Annotated in this window: 27 protein-coding genes, 2 pseudogenes and 1 riboswitch; of the genes and pseudogenes, 25 read left to right on the top strand and 4 right to left on the bottom strand. The window is 40.2% G+C overall.

The window, feature by feature from the left end:
* Positions 1–42: 42 nt before the first annotated feature.
* The gene (locus tag AC0OMU_RS08350; protein WP_224067173.1) at positions 43–465 is read right to left on the bottom strand and encodes a helix-turn-helix domain-containing protein; all 423 of its coding nucleotides are present in this window, start codon (positions 463–465) and stop codon (positions 43–45) included.
* Between the two features lie 203 nt (positions 466–668).
* On the opposite strand from AC0OMU_RS08350, the gene AC0OMU_RS08345 reads away from it, so the two are divergent.
* The 16 genes and pseudogenes from AC0OMU_RS08345 (at position 669) to AC0OMU_RS08270 (ending at position 9,054) form a co-directional block, all read left to right on the top strand.
* Entirely contained in the window at positions 669–1,241 is a 573-nt protein-coding gene (locus tag AC0OMU_RS08345; RefSeq protein ID WP_474241053.1) for a nucleoside/nucleotide kinase family protein, read from the top strand.
* Entirely contained in the window at positions 1,231–1,578 is a 348-nt protein-coding gene (locus AC0OMU_RS08340) for a hypothetical protein (protein WP_474241052.1), read from the top strand. Before AC0OMU_RS08345 ends, AC0OMU_RS08340 begins: the two co-directional genes overlap by 11 nt.
* Positions 1,575–1,973: a hypothetical protein gene (locus tag AC0OMU_RS08335; RefSeq protein WP_474241051.1), complete on the top strand. Its 399-nt coding sequence runs from the start codon at positions 1,575–1,577 to the stop codon at positions 1,971–1,973. The genes AC0OMU_RS08340 and AC0OMU_RS08335 overlap by 4 nt, the downstream gene beginning before the upstream one ends.
* A 59-nt stretch (positions 1,974–2,032) precedes the next feature.
* A complete protein-coding gene (locus AC0OMU_RS08330) occupies positions 2,033–2,683 on the top strand; it encodes a 3D domain-containing protein (protein ID WP_474241050.1) in 651 nt (216 codons plus the stop codon).
* A 76-nt stretch (positions 2,684–2,759) separates the two neighbouring features.
* The gene (locus AC0OMU_RS08325; RefSeq protein WP_474241048.1) at positions 2,760–3,131 is read left to right on the top strand and encodes a nucleotide excision repair endonuclease; all 372 of its coding nucleotides are present in this window, start codon (positions 2,760–2,762) and stop codon (positions 3,129–3,131) included.
* The gene (locus tag AC0OMU_RS08320) at positions 3,131–3,415 is read left to right on the top strand and encodes a hypothetical protein (RefSeq protein ID WP_474241047.1); all 285 of its coding nucleotides are present in this window, start codon (positions 3,131–3,133) and stop codon (positions 3,413–3,415) included. The genes AC0OMU_RS08325 and AC0OMU_RS08320 overlap by 1 nt, the downstream gene beginning before the upstream one ends.
* Before the next feature lie 71 nt (positions 3,416–3,486).
* Entirely contained in the window at positions 3,487–3,933 is a 447-nt protein-coding gene (locus AC0OMU_RS08315) for a PH domain-containing protein (protein WP_474241046.1), read from the top strand.
* A 123-nt stretch (positions 3,934–4,056) separates the two neighbouring features.
* The gene (locus AC0OMU_RS08310; protein WP_474241045.1) at positions 4,057–4,389 is read left to right on the top strand and encodes a hypothetical protein; all 333 of its coding nucleotides are present in this window, start codon (positions 4,057–4,059) and stop codon (positions 4,387–4,389) included.
* Positions 4,389–4,922 (top strand): nucleoside 2-deoxyribosyltransferase, encoded by a 534-nt coding sequence (locus tag AC0OMU_RS08305; RefSeq protein WP_474241044.1) that lies wholly within the window; start codon positions 4,389–4,391, stop codon positions 4,920–4,922. Before AC0OMU_RS08310 ends, AC0OMU_RS08305 begins: the two co-directional genes overlap by 1 nt.
* Positions 4,922–5,137: a hypothetical protein gene (locus AC0OMU_RS08300; RefSeq protein WP_474241043.1), complete on the top strand. Its 216-nt coding sequence runs from the start codon at positions 4,922–4,924 to the stop codon at positions 5,135–5,137. The genes AC0OMU_RS08305 and AC0OMU_RS08300 overlap by 1 nt, the downstream gene beginning before the upstream one ends.
* Positions 5,138–5,256: 119 nt before the next feature.
* Positions 5,257–5,703, top strand: a complete 447-nt coding sequence (locus AC0OMU_RS08295) for a hypothetical protein (protein ID WP_474241042.1) — start codon at positions 5,257–5,259, stop codon at positions 5,701–5,703.
* A gap of 245 nt (positions 5,704–5,948) precedes the next feature.
* The gene (locus tag AC0OMU_RS08290) at positions 5,949–6,164 is read left to right on the top strand and encodes a hypothetical protein (protein ID WP_474241041.1); all 216 of its coding nucleotides are present in this window, start codon (positions 5,949–5,951) and stop codon (positions 6,162–6,164) included.
* Between the two features lie 34 nt (positions 6,165–6,198).
* A complete protein-coding gene (locus tag AC0OMU_RS08285) occupies positions 6,199–6,639 on the top strand; it encodes a peptidylprolyl isomerase (RefSeq protein WP_069487289.1) in 441 nt (146 codons plus the stop codon).
* A gap of 107 nt (positions 6,640–6,746) precedes the next feature.
* The gene (locus AC0OMU_RS08280) at positions 6,747–6,953 is read left to right on the top strand and encodes a hypothetical protein (protein WP_224067154.1); all 207 of its coding nucleotides are present in this window, start codon (positions 6,747–6,749) and stop codon (positions 6,951–6,953) included.
* A 145-nt stretch (positions 6,954–7,098) separates the two neighbouring features.
* Positions 7,099–8,274: pseudogene (locus tag AC0OMU_RS08275) on the top strand (recombinase family protein); the annotation flags it as partial.
* A 393-nt stretch (positions 8,275–8,667) separates the two neighbouring features.
* A complete protein-coding gene (locus tag AC0OMU_RS08270) occupies positions 8,668–9,054 on the top strand; it encodes a peptidylprolyl isomerase (protein ID WP_445207803.1) in 387 nt (128 codons plus the stop codon).
* 141 nt (positions 9,055–9,195) lie between these two features.
* On the opposite strand, the gene AC0OMU_RS08265 is transcribed toward AC0OMU_RS08270, so the two are convergent.
* Both AC0OMU_RS08265 and AC0OMU_RS08260 read right to left on the bottom strand, forming a co-directional pair.
* Positions 9,196–9,408, bottom strand: coding sequence for a spore germination protein (locus AC0OMU_RS08265; RefSeq protein WP_003230479.1), 213 nt, complete (start codon positions 9,406–9,408; stop codon positions 9,196–9,198).
* Positions 9,409–9,589: 181 nt separating this feature from the next.
* Positions 9,590–9,715, bottom strand: coding sequence for a DUF1259 domain-containing protein (locus AC0OMU_RS08260; protein ID WP_474241040.1), 126 nt, complete (start codon positions 9,713–9,715; stop codon positions 9,590–9,592).
* Positions 9,716–10,087: 372 nt separating this feature from the next.
* Here AC0OMU_RS08260 and AC0OMU_RS08255 point away from each other — a divergent pair.
* The 3 genes and pseudogenes from AC0OMU_RS08255 to AC0OMU_RS08245 all read left to right on the top strand — a co-directional run bounded on the left by AC0OMU_RS08255 (position 10,088) and on the right by AC0OMU_RS08245 (position 11,129).
* A pseudogene (locus AC0OMU_RS08255) lies at positions 10,088–10,290 on the top strand (hypothetical protein).
* Positions 10,262–10,729 (top strand): hypothetical protein, encoded by a 468-nt coding sequence (locus AC0OMU_RS08250; protein WP_250540411.1) that lies wholly within the window; start codon positions 10,262–10,264, stop codon positions 10,727–10,729. The pseudogene AC0OMU_RS08255 and the gene AC0OMU_RS08250 overlap by 29 nt, the downstream one beginning before the upstream one ends.
* Positions 10,730–10,922: 193 nt before the next feature.
* On the top strand, positions 10,923–11,129 hold the full coding sequence (locus AC0OMU_RS08245; RefSeq protein ID WP_003230483.1) for a zinc ribbon domain-containing protein: 207 nt from the start codon (positions 10,923–10,925) through the stop codon (positions 11,127–11,129).
* On the opposite strand, the gene AC0OMU_RS08240 is transcribed toward AC0OMU_RS08245, so the two are convergent.
* Positions 11,126–11,311, bottom strand: a complete 186-nt coding sequence (locus tag AC0OMU_RS08240) for a hypothetical protein (RefSeq protein WP_080344206.1) — start codon at positions 11,309–11,311, stop codon at positions 11,126–11,128. The two genes, AC0OMU_RS08245 and AC0OMU_RS08240, sit on opposite strands and share 4 nt — an antisense overlap.
* Positions 11,312–11,522: 211 nt before the next feature.
* Here AC0OMU_RS08240 and sipS point away from each other — a divergent pair, with 211 nt between their 5' ends.
* From sipS to ribH, 6 genes are all read left to right on the top strand, one after another.
* Positions 11,523–12,077: a signal peptidase I sipS gene (gene sipS, locus AC0OMU_RS08235; RefSeq protein WP_003246166.1), complete on the top strand. Its 555-nt coding sequence runs from the start codon at positions 11,523–11,525 to the stop codon at positions 12,075–12,077.
* A 234-nt stretch (positions 12,078–12,311) separates the two neighbouring features.
* A complete protein-coding gene (locus AC0OMU_RS08230; RefSeq protein WP_003230488.1) occupies positions 12,312–12,656 on the top strand; it encodes a hypothetical protein in 345 nt (114 codons plus the stop codon).
* 120 nt (positions 12,657–12,776) lie between these two features.
* Positions 12,777–12,921, top strand: a riboswitch (FMN riboswitch).
* A 130-nt stretch (positions 12,922–13,051) separates the two neighbouring features.
* Positions 13,052–14,137: a bifunctional diaminohydroxyphosphoribosylaminopyrimidine deaminase/5-amino-6-(5-phosphoribosylamino)uracil reductase RibD gene (gene ribD / locus AC0OMU_RS08225; protein WP_047182826.1), complete on the top strand. Its 1,086-nt coding sequence runs from the start codon at positions 13,052–13,054 to the stop codon at positions 14,135–14,137.
* Positions 14,138–14,147: 10 nt separating this feature from the next.
* The gene (ribE, locus tag AC0OMU_RS08220) at positions 14,148–14,795 is read left to right on the top strand and encodes a riboflavin synthase subunit alpha (protein WP_015483397.1); all 648 of its coding nucleotides are present in this window, start codon (positions 14,148–14,150) and stop codon (positions 14,793–14,795) included.
* Positions 14,796–14,809: 14 nt separating this feature from the next.
* Positions 14,810–16,006, top strand: coding sequence for a bifunctional 3,4-dihydroxy-2-butanone-4-phosphate synthase/GTP cyclohydrolase II (locus AC0OMU_RS08215; RefSeq protein WP_047182825.1), 1,197 nt, complete (start codon positions 14,810–14,812; stop codon positions 16,004–16,006).
* A gap of 32 nt (positions 16,007–16,038) precedes the next feature.
* Positions 16,039–16,503, top strand: a complete 465-nt coding sequence (gene ribH / locus AC0OMU_RS08210) for a 6,7-dimethyl-8-ribityllumazine synthase (RefSeq protein ID WP_003223915.1) — start codon at positions 16,039–16,041, stop codon at positions 16,501–16,503.
* The last annotated feature ends 3 nt before the right edge of the window (positions 16,504–16,506 follow it).

Below are 16,506 nucleotides of genomic sequence, written 5' to 3'. Positions count from 1 at the left end.
CTTTTGTTTAAGGCAAAGTCATTTAAGTGAAGTTAAGTTAATTTACTTTAACTTATTCACTGTAGCCTTAACCATGTTATCTCTGTACAATTCCTTTAACTCAATAGGCATCTCTCTAGTTTCTACCCATTCCTTACTGTTCTGCTCATACTTTTCTTTAATATCCTGAGGTAATCTAAATTCTATCAAGTCACTAAGATTAGTCACCTGTAGGGCTACCATGATTGCCAGTAGCTGCACCTTATTGAAACTGATACCTTTACCATTAACAATCTGAGATACAGTACCAATCCTCATACCTGTCATCATTGCTAGGTCTTGCTGAGTTATTCCTCTTTCTTTCAGCAAGTCATCAATTTTTAGAACAATCTCAGCATCCTCTAAAATCTTTGCAGTACCTATGACTACATCATTCATTAGACTATGTGAACCCTCTAATATGGTGCTAACCTTCATCTTTTTCATAACAACCAATGCCTCCACTTTGTATCTATACTGTCATATATTATGTTTATTTATGTCTCAGTTAATTCCAGTTTATCCATGTTACATTATCCTGTAACTGTTACCATCTTACATGATCTGTGTCACAGATGCAAACCCTTTCTCTAATTAAGAAGTGAGACAGGTTAGAAAGTCCACTAAATACAGAGATAGGGGTTGCATGTATGCTAATACAAAAACCAATTAAAATAGCCCTTTTGGGAGAGATCAGGGCAGGAAAGGATACAGTAGCTGAGCTTATGGAAAAGCACATTAAAGCCAATGCAGCTACCTACTTCCTAGCCTTTGCTGATGGTATTCACAAGGTTATCAGAAAGTATTTTCCTGAAGCTTACAAAGAGGGCAAGCCTAGAAAGCATCTACAGCAGATAGGTCAATCATTTAGAGTGCTTAATCCTGACATATGGATTGACACTCTTTTTAATTCCAATATTTTTGATAAAGCAGTGAGGTCTCAGTCTAACATTATCATTACTGATGTAAGGCAGCCTAATGAGGCAATCAGAGCTATGAAAGAAGGCTTTACAGTTGTGAAAGTTACTGCTGCTTTTGATGTAAGGGTAGCTAGGGCAAAGGCTAAGGGAGATACCTTTAACCTTGAGGACTTCTACCATGAGACAGAGTTAGCTATTCAGCAGTGTCCTTATGATGTGTGCATTGATAACTCTTATACCCTTGCTGAGCTTGAGGAAAGAGTTAAAGAGGTTCTTGAGGGGGTTGTCATTAATGAGCAGTAAATTAGAGAGGGCTACTCAAGATCATTACACATTAGCAGAGATTGAAAGAACATTGAAAAATAGAGAGCTGTCCTACTCTTATGCAGAGCAAGGAGACCTTGAAATTATTCACCTCATCATTGACTCAGAGAAGGCTTTAGAGTTAGCGCAACCTACTGAGATACAAAGGATGACTGTAGACCTTGTGTGGAGGCAGGGCTACAACTTAGTTGAGACAGGTAAGATGTTGGGTGTAACTCCTCAGGCTGTTAAGTTTAACTTAGGATTGCTCAAAGTCAAGATACAGAAGGTACTTGATGAGTGGAAAGCTATGGATAAGGGAGGTGAGGTAGCATGATGGCTCTCACTATCCCAGTATCAGCCTACATGTTGCAGTTTACTGACAGAGCAGAGGAATTAGCTAACACAAAGCTAGAGGATGCTCCCTCTGTTGCTAAAAGGAATCAGAAAGTAAATGACATGATTGAGGAATATTACACTCTAACAGGTAAGATGCCTAAGTCTGATGCACTGAGGTTCTTAGCAGATTACATTTTGATTACAGACTTGAAAAACAAGGATGTAGATAAAGTAAGTAATGAGGAGTTTCCTATCCTTTCTGATGTTCAAGTCAAAAGGAGACACAGGAAACAAATGCTCATGAAGGATGAAACCTTAGACTTTCTCAATAACAAGGTTAATAAGCAATTGGACAGCTTATCTAGGACTACAGTTAAGAAAGCTGAGTACTAAAAAATACAGAAGGGGAGTCATTAAAGTGGCTCTCCTTTCTTTTTACAAAGGATGGTTTTATGTTAGTAGCTATAGCAAGTATTTTACCTTTGCTGATGCCTTTTAATGCAGATCAGGGGGAGTGTATCAAGGTTAATGAGATCCCTCCTATCCCTAGTGTAGCAAGGGAAGAATACCTGACAGAGCATGGTATCACACCTATTATAAAGACTGAGGTAAAGGAAAAGGTAGTGTATAAGGAAAGAATAGTTTATGTAGACAGAGACACTAAAGAGACTGTCAAAACTGAGGTTAAGGACATTCCCAAGAAGGAGACTAAGCAGGTCACAAAAGCTGAACCAAAGAAAGAATCACAGCCAGTATCTAATCAGTCTCAAAACTTTGAGTTTACTGCCTACAGCCATGAGCCTAGTGAGGCACAGTCACACAGGTACAATGGCAAGATAGTTACAGCTACAGGCAAGGATGTTACAGACAGCATTTACTATCAGGGGTACAGGATTCTTGCTGTTAACCCTAGTGTCATTCCCTATGGGAGCATCTTGTCTGTAAGTGTAAATGGACAAAGTTTTAAAGGAATAGCTTTGGACACAGGGGGAGCTATCATGTCTAGGTCTAACAGAATTGATCTGATGGTAACTGATACTAATGAGGCTATGGGCTTTGGTGTACAGCAGGGAAGTATTTCATATGTCAGAAAAGGATGGTAGAGCTGAGGCTCTGCCTTTTTTTTTATGTCACAGTTTTGCCCTGCCTGTCTAATGTATTGGGTGAGGAGTTGGTATAGTGTTGATTACTTTAGATGAGTTGATTGCTGAGGAGGCTTTAGTAATTCCTGTAGCTGATACTGTTTTATCCTCTAATGAAATAAAGGAGGGGGCTAGGTTTGAAAGTAGGGGAGGGGTATATACCTTCTACAATAAATACCTAGAGCCTTTGTACATTGGCATTTCTGTGAATGTAGGCAAAAGGGTTATGGAGCATTTTGGTACTCCTAAAGGAAACAAAGACCTATGCCAGTACATTGAAAGAGATGCAGTGTATGTCTCTGTGTTTTATGAGGGTAGAAAGATTTATCAGGAGATTTATGAGAGCTACTTAATCAAGGTTATGAGTCCTAGATTTAATGTAGACAAGACAGGGAGGCAAAAGGTTTAATGGTGCAGCTCAGCATTTTTGATGTAGCAGAAGAAACTGTAAAACAGGCTAAGCAAGTTATTGAGCCTATATATGAGGTAGGTAACAGGGTGAGAATCAGAGCAGCTAAGGAGCTTGAGTCTCCTGATGTTGAGACAGTGGCATACCTTACAGATTACAAGTTTGGTGGGAAAGTTGGCACTATAACCCTCATACAGGTGGGCGCTGCTAGGGTTTCCTATGAGGTAGAGACTTCCCTTGGTAAAGCTTATGTAACAGAGGAAGAACTAGCCTTCATTAGCTGAGATTGACATTTTCCTATATTCCAGTATACTGTTACTGCAAGTATTTTAAAGTAAAGGAAGTTACAATATACATGGAACAGCTAGAGGCTAGACTAGAGACTATGCAGAAATATCATACTGCTGAGGAGCTGAAAGCAAGCCTACCCAAGAACACTACCTCTATGGTAAAAGGATGCTTTAAGGCATTAGCGAATGAGCAGCTAAATGGTGAGTTTTTTCTAGGCGCTTTTGTAGGTAATGTACAGGGTATTAATATAGTAGGCACTAAGAAAGATGCAGGCACTACAGGCATCATGGCAATTTCAAACAAGAGACTTATTTTTATTGGTAAACTGCTATTTAACACTAAGATAGAATCATTGACTTGGAGTAACTTTGATTCTTACTCTGCTCAGAAAGGTATGCTGTTTGGTGAAATCACAGCAATGAGTAGAGGAGGACATAAGCTAGGAGTTACCTCTATTGATAAAAAGGTTTGGCAACAAGGCAAAAAGTTATTAGATGAATTAACTATGTAATACATGTGAGGGAGCAAGAATGCTCTCTCTTTTTTTTATGTAATTTTCCTGAGTGTCACACTTTAAAAGCTCCATCTAATTAAGAGGTGTAAGGCTGATAAAACAAATAGGAGGTCATTTAATATGACAAACACTTACACGCATCTTACTGAGCAGGAGCTAGTGACTGAGGTTGCTGCAAGCTTCAATAACATTATCGCAGTTGTAAAAGCCACTGGGGAGCTTTCTCAGGTTACTGTACCTTTTGTAAAAGTAGCTGTAGGACAGACTTATCAGGAGTTGCTGAAAAAGCATGTATCTAAGTTAATGGATCAGGCAGATGAAGTGAAAAAGAGAGACAACCCTTTACTTACTTTGGCTCTTTCTTTGGAAGTAGACAGACTGGGGGATGAGGTTATTTACTTAGCTGTAGGATTAATTTCCTCAGGTGCTGTAGGATTGGGGGAGTTGATCTAATGGCAGTTACTGTGACAGTGGAAAACATTAGAGACAGCAGGCCTGCTGTAGAAGGTAACACAGGAAAGATCACAACTAAAAACAGCAAAGGGCTGAGGGTTTACCTTGCCTCTCCATTCTTCTCAGATGAGCAGATTGAGGAAGTTAAAAGGCTTGAGCAAGCTTTGACAGCTAACCCTCATGTAGCTGAGGTATTCTCTCCTATGAGGAATCAGATTGAGGAGCTTGAGTTTGGTTCTTTTGAGTGGAGGCAGGCAGTCTTTAAGAATGATGTTGACCACATTGACTGGGCAGATATTGTAGTAGTGGTACATGACTACTTTGAGGATAAAACAGATGCAGGCACAGCATGGGAAATGGGCTACAGCTATGCAAAAGGTAAGCCAGTGTTCTTACTGCAAGAAAAGCAGGGAGTACCTGTAAACCTGATGCTCAGTGAGAGCTGTAAAGCTTACTTTGTCAGCACTGATGAGGTTGCAAAGTATGACTTTTCTAATCCTAAAGAGATCAAGTTTTATGGGGAGGTATTTTGATGAAGCCTAGACTTATTAAAATAGAAGAAGTGGAAAAAGTGGTAAAGACTCAGAAGGTAGTAGGGGTATCAGATCACATAGCTAAAGAGCTTGCTGGAGCACTGCTGACTGGGGAGTATTCAGTAACTGATTGGCAAAGTGTGTATGAATATGGTCAAACTTCTGAAAAAATTGAATTAAATGTAAAAGGGGTATCCCTTACTATTAAGTCCTGAGAAATCAGGGCTTTTTTATGTCTCAAAAGAGTTTCAAAATACTGTAATACAGTTTCATGTTTTGGCAGTTATGGGAGGGGTATATATGTCCTATATAAATGCAGTTAGGAGGTTTGAATATGAGTAACTGTAAAGTAGCTATTATAGGAGATATGCATACTACCCAAGGAAGGACAAGGCTTGAGCAAGCTGAAAATATGCTGTTGAAAAATCCACACAGTATAGAATTAATAACACTTAGAAAAGAAATGACTCCTTATTTTAAAAACACAGTACAAGAACATGACTGGGTAAGTGAGTACTTGGAATACTGTAGAAATGGCATTCAAAGAGTAGACAGATTAGTATTGCTTGCAGATGAGCCATCAGTTTCCTTAGGTTGGATTATTGGTTATGCTTGGGCTTGGGGAAAGCCAATAATTTTAATTGTGCCTAAACCTTTAAAACTGGGTTTGTTTGCTGTTGACAGCATAACTGCCACATTGAAAAGTATTGATGATCTTAAAAAGTATGACTTTAAAGAAATGCCATATATTTATGAGGGTGCAGAGGTATCAGCCCTCTAGTAGGGGAGCTGTTAAGGCTCTCTTTTTATTTTGAAAATTACTTTACAGTATAGTGTATTATATGATAGTGTAATAAGGGAGCAGAATTGCTCTGTTGTTTTTTGTGGGTATGGTTACAGTATAGTGTATTACATTTTGAATAAAGGGAGTTTTGTCATGTTTGGATTCATTAGAGAGAATTGGGATACCATAATTTTCAGCCTTATCCTTTCAGGCATTATAGTGGCAATGGGGGAGTGGCTGTAATGATTAGAACTAACTCAGGAGTATATACAGACACTAGGTATCAGGAGATACTAGCACAGCAGCAGGAGCTTGAAAGGTTGAGCAATAGATCAGTTATGGAGAAGGTATCTGATTACTTTGGGCTTGTGACTGTATCTGACAAAGTATGGTTTTATGGCACACATGTATTTTGTTTGGGAGTGTTAATGTTTATTATGGTGCTAAATGTGCTATAATGAGGCTTGTTTATCTGAAAGGAGATTGATAATCATGGCTAAAAAAGGATACATATTAATGGAGAATGGGGAAAAAATTGAGTTTGATCTGTTCCCTAATGAAGCTCCTAACACAGTAGCTAACTTTGAGAACCTTGCTAACTCAGGTTTTTATGATGGAGTTACTTTCCACAGAGTTATTCCAGGATTTGTAAGCCAAGGTGGCGACCCTACAGGCACAGGTATGGGTGGAAGTGGAAAAACAATCAAGTGTGAGACAGAAGGAAACCCTCACACTCATGAAGCAGGCAGCCTATCTATGGCACATGCAGGAAAAGATACAGGCTCAAGCCAGTTCTTTATTGTACATGAGCCACAACCTCATCTAAATGGTGTGCATACTGTTTTTGGTAAAGTTACATCAGGTTTAGAAACTGCAAGAAACATGCAGAATGGTGACACAATGAAAGAAGTAAAAGTATTTGATGCTGAATAATCTTTAAGGAGAGGGCTTAACTGCTCTCTCTTTTTTTTTGTTACTGTCACAGTTAATAAATGCTCCTCTAACTAAGAATTAAGAATATCTCAGGGAGATGAGCTTTTATGGACATACTGTACAGAGGCAAACCCTATAAATATGAGGATGTGGGGGATTATCACAGATTAACCTCTTTAGAGAAGGAGAATGGCAGGGTTACTGTCTTGGAGTTTACTAAAGATGCTAAGCAGTCACAGGCAGCTATAGAGTCCTTTTCTTCTCAGCTTAGAAAGACCATCATAAGAAATCACTTAACAGGAGCAGAGGTATAATGCTCCTTTTTGTTTTGTCTCAAAAGTGTCTTACAATATATTATATAGTTGAAAAGTTGAATTACAGTATAGTGTATAGTATACTTTCCTTTAGATAATCAGCTATAAGTTACAGATATAACTAATATATTTAGGGGGAAGTATTTTGGCAGCTAAACTAAGAGTTTGGGCATCTTACAGGGTATCTACAGACAGACAAGGAGCAGAGGGAGATGATATTCCTTTGCAAAAATCCCAATGTCATGCCTTTGCTGAGAAAAATGGTTGGGAAATAACAAAAGAACTAACAGAGAAAATCTCAGGATATAAAACAGCTATAGAGGATAGAAATACATTGAAAGTCATAAAACAGGGGGCAGTAGATGGGGAGTTTGACATACTGCTACTCTACCACTCTGACAGACTAGGCAGACAAATGGAGTACAGCCTGTATGTTGCTTCATTATATGAATTAGGTGTACAGGTGTGGACTGTTAAAGAAGGCGAGATCAAGAATCAAGATCACGCAGACTCCTTAATGAATTTTATAAGGTATTGGCAATCTGAGGGTGAAAGTAAAAAGACCTCCATGAGGGTAAGTGATGCTATGAGACAGTTAAATGAAGAAGGGGCTTACCTTGGGGGCACTATTCCCTATGGCTATATGCTTGAGGACACTGGGAAGAAAAGAAACAGTAAGAAAGATAAGACAATAAAGAAATTGGTTGTTAATCCTGATGAGGCTCAGATTGTGAAGATGATCTTTGATATGGTAACTGAAAAGTCATTAGGTGGCGCATTGATTGCTCAGGAGCTTAATAAAATGAAGGTTGCAAAAAGAGGCAAACAGTGGAGGCACAATACTATTACAAGGATGTTAAGAAATCCTATTTATATGGGTTATAAAAGGTATAACACTTCTAAAGAGGTGGGAAATAGAGGAGGCATTAGAAAAGAAGTAAAAAGAGATGACTGGTTATTACAGCCCTTTAACCCTGAGCTAGTTGTTATAAGTAAGGAGCAGTTTAAAGAAGTACAGGGGATCATGGATAAAAGAAATAAATCAGGTGAGGATTCAGTAGATAAAAGCAAGAATACTGAGGTCATTACTGCTCAGAAAAACAGAGTACCTACTCCCTCAAAGTTGTTATTATCAGGTATGGCTGTTTGTGGTTATTGTGGCAAAAAGCTTAAAGCAGACTTTTCAGTAAAGAAAAATAAGAGAAAGGATGGCACAGTAAATCAGTACAGGACTTATAGGTATACTTGTCACAATGCTAAGAATAATCCTGCTGGACACAATCAGAGAGCTTTTGGAGCAGTCACAATAGATCAGCAAGTTGAGGATAAAGTATTGTCTACCATCAGCACAATTAACTTAGATGCTTTTGATGCAGAAAAAGACTCCTTTGACTTTGAGGAGCTTGACTCAAGAAAGATACAGCTAAAAGAGTTAGAGGGGCAGTATGCTGAGGTCAGCAAAGCTCTTATTAATGTAGAGAGCCTTTTTGATGATGTCATGTCAGGTAAGTCCTCAATGAGTTTAGACTTTGTTTCTAAAAAGATGGAGGAGTATGGAAGTAAAAAAATTGAGCTGCTTGGTAAGATTGATGTGCTTAATAAGGAAATACAAGAGGCAGAGGTTAAAAGCACTGACCTTGAAAAGTTAAAGCATCAGTTAGATAACTGGGTAGAGACCTATAGAAACTGCATTAGCCTAGAGCGCAGAAAGACCATGCTGTCTAAAGTAGTGGATGAGGTTGTAATCAGCAAGGAATCTATTGTAATCAGGTTTAACATTACTGTTGAGAAAGCTCTTGAGGGTGCTTATAATCCTGTGAATCAGGGGCGGGTTAATGACCCACTACCCACTGGTACTGGCGGTCCGGGATACACAATCAAATGTGAAACAGAAGGCAACCCGCATACACATGAGGCGGGCGCACTTTCTATGGCACATGCCGGAAAAGACACTGGCGGCAGCCAATTTTTCATCGTTCATGAGCCACAGCCTCATTTGAACGGTGTTCACACTGTATTCGGTAAAGTAACAAGCGGATTAGAATTCGCGAAAAACATGTCTAATGGCGATGTCATGAAAGAAGTTCGCGTAGAAGGCTAATCGGCAGGCAAAAGGCTTCCTCTTAGAGAGGAAGCTTTTTTTATTGGCCAAAAATGTTCAATAAAAAACCGCCGAGTGCTGATGGCGGTTGGTAAACCGGGTTTTTAAGGAAGGAGATTTCTCAATCCCCAAATAAATACATTAAAAAGTTTTGGTGACGTTCTGATCAGTAAATTGATGATTAATCATTTTAGCCTTGCTTACAAAGTTATTTTCAAAGACAATTCCTGTGTTTAAACCTCCGGAGCCAAACACAGATTTGGACAAAGTTAAAGGCCTGATCATAAAAGCGCCGCCTACGTTAATTACACTGTTCCCGGAAACGTTGTTTATATTAATAGGATAATCAATCATACTATCAAGTCTCCTTTCATATCATTCTATTTTTTATATGTATTAGTGCTAGAGTTGATTAGCGTAAACTTAATGGCAAAAATATTTAGGAGATGCCTGTTTTCATTGATTTATAAAAATGCTCGAAAAAAGCGCCTCCTTTAAAGCTTCCGGAAGACTAGCTATCTGTCTATTCTTTTAACTACTCTGAATGCGGCAGCTGCTTTTCTGGCGAATGTAATAGGATCATACTGTCTGACTCAAAGTGCATATACATTGCACACGGCTCACTAAATAACCAGTGGTTATGCAATGCAGTAATCGTCATGCGCTGTATCCTAGTTCGGTGAGCAAAGAATTTACCTCTTCATGTACGAAACTAAGTCAAATACTTTATCATTGCGAACCTCAAACGGGAAAAATGGGGAATGGCCAAGGAATGAGGTAGGCAAACAAACACCTGACTCGGTGGCAGAACGAACTGCCCAAAATTTTGGCAAACTCCCTGCGTATCTTTTATTTCCTCCCATTTCATGCTGTTGCTCCTCCTATGTCAAAAAAGAATGTATGAGTGACGAGTATAGGAAGAGAAGATCCCGCCATAGACAATGTTGTCGGACGACTGAAGATAAAATTGTGCTGATTATACAAAAAGTGGATTGGGAATGATAAAAGAACAAAAAAGTTTAAGGAGAAACACGTGCAAGTTTTGACGGGGTTATTTGAACAGCATGGATATGCCGTCTTTTTATTGTCTTAATGTTAGAGCTTCTAGCTTTACCAGAATCTAGAGAGTTTCTGATGGGCTATGCCGGTGTTCTCGTGTTTCAAGAAACTAAGCATGTTAGCGGCCGGATTGGGGAGCTGTGCGGGAGTGAGCATGTCGTATTGGATCGGGTATAGACTGGGCCCAGCTGCAATTCAGAAAGCTTTTGCGTCGAGAGGTGTTCTGTTAGCCGTTATTGTTCTAACTCTTCTTTGGACAGTATTCAAAGGGCAAGACCGGAAAATCGAACTCTCTTTCTTATTTTTCCTAGTCATTGGTGGAGAGCTTTATGAAGAGGGAATCAGACGGCTCTTTCATTCCCTTCATCCTGTTCACGCTCCTTTGGAAAGTCATGTATTATATCCATTCCCGAGCGAACAGACGTTAACGGCATTTGTCATTTTTGGTTTTTGTGCTTATCTTTTTGTTCGTCATTCTCATAAGGTGCGTCTGCAAACTGTTGCGTTTTTTTGTTTATTATCGTTTTATTCCTCATCGGGCTGGGGCGTGTGTACGTTAATGAGCAGTATCCGAGTGATGTTGCTGCGGGTTACGCCTTCGGCGGTGTTTAGCTGAGTTTAAATGTTTTGGTCATGGAGCTTTTCCGTTTCTCCAGAAGATTTACCAAGCTGAGAAACGAACCCAATTAGAATGTAAAGAACGGGTGATCAAAATTAAGCAAACTTTAAAGTAGTATGGTTCATTGGGATTGGTATTTTGTAGTAAAATAAATCAAACAAACGTGATGTAATGAAAAGGAGATCGCGATATGGACAACAAAGGCTGTATAAAATGCGGCAGTACTGAAGCCGGACAAAAAGAAATAGCTACAACCGGCACGGGATTATCAAAGCTGTTTGACGTGCAGCATAACCGATTTCTAGTGGTTTACTGTAAGAACTGCGGATATTCAGAGTTTTATAATAAAGAGTCTTCAACTGCCGGGAATATATTGGATTTATTTTTTGGAGGCTAATCCATGTTTTCGAGCTTGAATGATTTTAAACATATTATGAAAGCAAAAAACGGGGTGCGATTATCACCTGTGAAATAGGTTGCCGCAAACATTCCAGTAACCTTCTTGATGTGAATTGTTTTGTCAAGTGCCATGGATATCATGGACTGGGAGATAAATGAACAAACTGTTCGTAACCTCATGCCTTATATACGACCTAAAGATTTAGCATATGAGAACTCTCTTTCTTCTGAATTTTCAGGCCTAGTTATGATCGACAAGAAAAAAATAGGCATGATGTGGGTAGAAGATGAAGATTAACAGTTTGTAAAATCACTTCAATGGTCCTAATGGGATTTTTTTTCGATTCGTGATAACATAAATTGAAGACCGTTGTTTATTGGAGGAAATCAGTTGAAATCAGAAAATGTTTCGAAGAAAAAATCAATATTAGAATGGGCAAAAGCAATTGTGATTGCTGTCGTTCTTGCTTTGCTCATCCGCAACTTTATTTTTGCACCGTATGTCGTTGATGGTGACTCTATGTATCCTACACTTCACAACCGTGAAAGGGTCTTTGTTAATATGACAGTCAAATACATCGGCGAGTTTGATAGAGGAGACATCGTCGTGTTAAACGGAGATGATGTTCACTATGTCAAACGTATTATCGGCCTTCCCGGCGATACGGTTGAGATGAAAAATGACCAGCTCTATATCAACGGGAAAAAGGTGGACGAACCTTATTTGGCGGCTAATAAAAAGAGAGCGAAACAGGACGGTTTTGACCATTTGACCGATGATTTCGGCCCGGTTAAAGTGCCTGATAACAAGTATTTTGTGATGGGTGACAATCGTCGGAATTCCATGGACAGCCGTAACGGACTTGGCCTCTTCACGAAAAAACAAATTGCGGGTACGTCAAAGTTTGTTTTCTACCCGTTTAACGAAATGCGCAAAACAAATTAGGATCAAGCAGTTTCCCATTGGGGCTGCTTTTTTTATATCTTTTTTACGGTCATCCCCTAAAAACAGAACATAAATTCGTATATCTATAGAAAAGAAATTTTTGCAGAAATGTGAAACATATTCCCGTTATGCATCGTTATATTAATAATTTACGAGAATTTACGGTTTTTTATTCATGAAAAAAAGGAATAACTCATATGAATGAATAGATTCATATTGGCTGGAGGTTTAGAAATGGGAAGAATAAAAACCAAGATTACCATTCTGTTAGTGCTTTTGCTTTTACTTGCAGGCGGTTATATGTACATAAATGATGTTGAGCTGAAGGATGTTCCGACAGCAATTGGACAAACCTTGTCCTCGGAAGAAGAGGAATACACCATCCAGGAATATAAAGTGACGAAAATTGACGGCTCAGAGTATCATGGAGTAGCAGAAAACGGAACGAAAATCATCTTCAACGGAAAAAAATTAAATCAGGATTTATCTGATATAAAAGAAGGTGACAAGATTAAGGCATACTTCAGCAAATCAAAGCGGATCGACGGATTAATCAAGGTTGCAAAAGTGAATGATTAACAAAACATCACCTTTCAGATCGAAGGGTGATGTTTTGTTTTTCTCAAATTGTAAGTTTATTTCATTGCGTACTTTAAAAAGGATCGCTATAATAGCCAATAAGGACAAATGAATAAAGATTGTATCCTTCGGGGCAGGGTGGAAATCCCGACCGGCGGTAGTAAAGCACATTTGCTTTAGAGCCCGTGACCCGTGTGCATAAGCACGCGGTGGATTCAGTTTAAGCTGAAGCCGACAGTGAAAGTCTGGATGGGAGAAGGATGATGAACCGCTATGCAAATGGTTCAAAAATGCATAGTGTTATTTCCTATTGCGTAAAATACCTAAAGCCCCGAATTTTTTATGAATTCGGGGCTTTTTTTGACGGTAAATAACAAAAGAAGGGAGGGAACCAAATGGAAGAGTATTATATGAAGCTGGCATTAGATCTTGCGAAGCAGGGCGAAGGACAGACCGAATCCAATCCGCTCGTCGGTGCTGTTGTCGTAAAGGACGGACAAATTGTCGGAATGGGCGCCCATTTAAAATATGGTGAAGCTCATGCAGAAGTTCATGCCATCCATATGGCTGGAGCACATGCAGAGGGTGCCGACATTTACGTTACACTCGAACCGTGCAGCCATTACGGAAAAACACCGCCATGTGCAGAATTGATTATCAACTCTGGCATCAAAAGAGTGTTCGTGGCGATGAGAGATCCTAATCCGCTTGTGGCTGGAAGAGGGATCAGCATGATGAAAGAAGCCGGCATTGAGGTAAGGGAAGGCATCCTGGCAGACCAGGCGGAGAGGCTGAATGAAAAATTTCTGCACTTTATGAGGACCGGCCTTCCGTACGTCACGCTAAAAGCGGCTGCCAGCCTTGACGGCAAGATAGCTACCAGCACGGGTGACAGCAAATGGATCACGTCAGAGGCTGCAAGACAGGATGCTCAGCAATACAGGAAAACACACCAATGCATTTTAGTCGGAGTTGGCACAGTGAAAGCCGACAATCCGAGCTTAACCTGCAGACTGCCGAATGTAACAAAACAGCCGGTTCGGGTCATACTTGATACCGTACTCTCGATTCCTGAGGACGCTAAAGTGATTTGCGATCAAATAGCGCCGACATGGATTTTTACGACGGCACGCGCAGACGAGGAAAAGAAAAAACGGCTTTCAGCTTTCGGAGTGAACATATTTACACTTGAAACCGAGCGCATTCAAATTCCCGATGTTTTGAAGATCCTAGCGGAAGAAAGCATCATGTCGGTGTATGTGGAAGGCGGTTCAGCTGTTCACGGAAGCTTTGTCAAAGAAGGCTGTTTTCAAGAAATCATCTTCTATTTTGCCCCTAAACTAATCGGAGGAACGCATGCTCCCAGCTTAATCTCCGGTGAAGGTTTTCAATCAATGAAAGATGTCCCCTTATTACAATTCACTGATATAACCCAAATCGGCCGTGATATCAAACTGACGGCAAAACCGACAAAGGAATAGGATGGTGACCATGTTTACAGGAATTATCGAAGAAACAGGCACAATCGAATCCATGAAAAAAGCAGGGCATTCAATGGCCTTAACAATTAAATGCTCAAAGATTTTAGAGGATGTTCATCTTGGCGACAGCATTGCAGTGAACGGCATTTGTCTAACTGTCACTGATTTTACAAAAAATCAATTCACAGTGGATGTTATGCCTGAAACAGTCAAAGCTACGTCTCTGAATGATTTAACAAAAGGAAGCAAAGTAAATCTGGAAAGAGCGATGGCGGCAAACGGCCGTTTCGGAGGTCATTTCGTCTCAGGCCATGTCGACGGAACTGCGGAAATCACACGAATTGAAGAGAAAAGCAACGCAGTTTACTATGATTTAAAAATGGACCCGTCATTAACAAAAACATTGGTTTTAAAGGGATCAATTACTGTGGATGGCGTGAGCTTAACCATATTCGGCCTGACAGATGATACTGTGACGATTTCTTTAATCCCGCACACCATCAGCGAAACAATTTTTTCCGAAAAAACGATCGGCTCTAAAGTGAATATCGAATGCGATATGATCGGAAAATATATGTATCGATTTTTGCATAAAGCCAATGAAAATAAGACCCAACAAACCATAACAAAAGCCTTCTTAAGCGAAAACGGCTTTTAGAGAGGAAGATTTGCATGTTTCATCCGATAGCAGAAGCACTGGACGCTTTAAAAAAAGGCGAAGTCATCATCGTTGTAGATGATGAAGACAGAGAAAATGAAGGAGACTTTGTGGCTCTTGCCGAGCATGCAACGCCGGAAGTCATTAACTTTATGGCGACACATGGGAGAGGACTGATCTGCACGCCGCTCAGTGAGGAAATCGCAGACAGGCTTGATCTTCACCCTATGGTTGAGCATAATACAGATTCTCACCACACTGCATTTACCGTAAGCATAGACCATCGTGAAACGAAAACAGGTATCAGCGCTCAAGAAAGATCTTTTACCGTTCAAGCATTACTGGACAGCAAATCCGTGCCATCTGATTTTCAGCGTCCGGGGCACATTTTTCCGCTGATTGCGAAAAAAGGAGGTGTCCTGAAAAGAGCGGGCCATACAGAAGCTGCTGTTGATCTTGCTGAAGCCTGCGGATCCCAAGGAGCCGGCGTCATTTGTGAAATTATGAATGAAGACGGAACGATGGCGAGAGTGCCTGAGCTCATTGAAATTGCGAAAAAGCATCAATTAAAAATGATCACCATTAAGGATTTGATTCAATACCGTTACAATCTGACAACACTTGTCGAGCGTGAAGTTGACATTACGCTGCCTACTGATTTTGGGACATTTAAGGTTTATGGATACACAAATGAGGTAGATGGAAAAGAGCATGTCGCATTTGTGATGGGAGAGGTGCCGTTCGGAGAAGAACCGGTATTGGTCCGGGTGCATTCAGAATGTCTCACAGGTGACGTGTTTGGGTCTCATCGCTGTGACTGCGGACCGCAGCTGCACGCCGCGCTGAACCAAATTGCCGCAGAAGGCCGTGGAGTTCTCCTTTACTTGCGCCAAGAAGGACGAGGCATCGGTTTAATCAATAAATTAAAAGCTTATAAGCTTCAGGAACAAGGTTATGACACCGTAGAAGCCAATGAGGCGCTTGGATTCTTGCCGGATCTTCGCAACTATGGCATCGGAGCACAAATTTTACGCGACCTCGGTGTCCGGAATATGAAGCTTTTGACGAATAATCCGCGAAAAATCGCAGGCCTTGAAGGCTACGGACTCAGTATTTCAGAAAGAGTGCCGCTTCAAATGGAGGCGAAAGAACACAATAAAAAATACTTGCAAACCAAAATGAACAAGCTAGGTCATTTACTTCATTTCTAATCACAAATATCACAAAAAAGGATGGGAATCATATGAATATCATACAAGGAAATTTAGTTGGTACAGGTCTTAAAATCGGAATTGTAGTAGGAAGATTTAATGATTTTATTACGAGCAAGCTGCTGAGCGGAGCAGAAGATGCGCTGCTCAGACATGGCGTAGACACAAATGATATTGATGTGGCTTGGGTTCCAGGCGCATTTGAAATACCGTTTGCTGCGAAAAAAATGGCGGAAACAAAAAAATATGATGCTATTATCACATTGGGCACTGTCATCAGAGGCGCGACGACACATTACGATTATGTCTGCAATGAAGCTGCAAAAGGCATCGCGCAAGCAGCAAATACTACTGGTGTACCTGTCATCTTTGGAATTGTAACAACTGAAAACATCGAACAGGCTATCGAGCGTGCCGGCACAAAAGCGGGCAACAAAGGTGTAGATTGTGCTGTTTCTGCCATTGAAATGGCAAATTTAAACCGCTCATTTGAATAATTT

The sequence above is a fragment of the Bacillus sp. FAU18 genome, from assembly GCF_056033885.1.
The sequence above is the reverse complement of the archived record's forward strand: the minus strand, read 5'-3'. Positions and strand labels throughout refer to the sequence as shown.